Annotated in this window: 1 tRNA gene and 1 rRNA gene; both read left to right on the top strand. The window is 50.1% G+C overall.

From position 1 onward, the window contains the following. Window positions 1-114 precede the first annotated feature (114 nt). A tRNA-Ala gene (locus tag IEW11_RS24730) sits at window positions 115-190 on the top strand. 287 nt (window positions 191-477) lie between these two features. After that, window positions 478-829, top strand: a 23S ribosomal RNA gene (locus IEW11_RS24725); the annotation flags it as partial.

Raw genomic sequence — 829 nt, 5'->3', positions numbered from 1 at the left:
GGAAGGTGCGGCTGGATCACCTCCTTTCTAAGGAATTACCCGGTCACGATGATGACCGGATACAAAGTTGTCGATGACGCGAATCTATTTGTTCGGTTTTGATGGAATTTGCCTGGGGCCATAGCTCAGCTGGGAGAGCGCCTGCCTTGCAAGCAGGAGGTCAGGAGTTCGATCCTCCTTGGCTCCACCAAAAAAAACCATCTTTTTGTTATGCGAATTGCTCGCTAAGTGAATCGCACAAACATGCGATTAACACTTACGAACTTTGGTTGCCAACTGAATTGCACATAAGCGCAATTAACAGTTGCAACACATCCCTCGCTAAGTGAATCGCACAAACCTGCGATTAGCACTTACGAGATTGCACCTTGAAAACTGGATAGCGAAAGATAATGAAACATCCTTTAGCTGAGTTTTAACAACGATCGCTGAATGCTGCATTCGAAACGCTGGTTTCGAACGCAAGCCAATCAGCTAGGTTAAGCTAGTAAGAGCGCACGGAGGATGCCTAGGCACTAGGAGCCGAAGAAGGACGCGGCGAACAGCGAAATGCCTCGGGGAGCCGTAAGCAGGCTTTGATCCGGGGATGTCCGAATGGGGAAACCCAGCTGTCGTAATGGACAGTTACCCGTCACTGAATACATAGGTGATGAGGAGGCATACCAGGGGAACTGAAACATCTAAGTACCCTGAGGAAGAGAAAACAATAGTGATTCCGTCAGTAGCGGCGAGCGAACGCGGATTAGCCCAAACCAGGGGGCTTGCCTCCTGGGGTTGTGGGACGTCTCACATGGAGTTACAAAGGTGTTGGTTAGGCGAAGCGGTCTGG

It is taken from the genome of Paenibacillus abyssi (genome assembly GCF_014640295.1).
Classification (GTDB): Bacteria; Bacillota; Bacilli; order Paenibacillales; family Paenibacillaceae; genus Paenibacillus_D; species Paenibacillus_D abyssi.
Note: the sequence above shows the minus strand (reverse complement) of the source record. Positions and strands in the feature narration are given on the sequence as shown.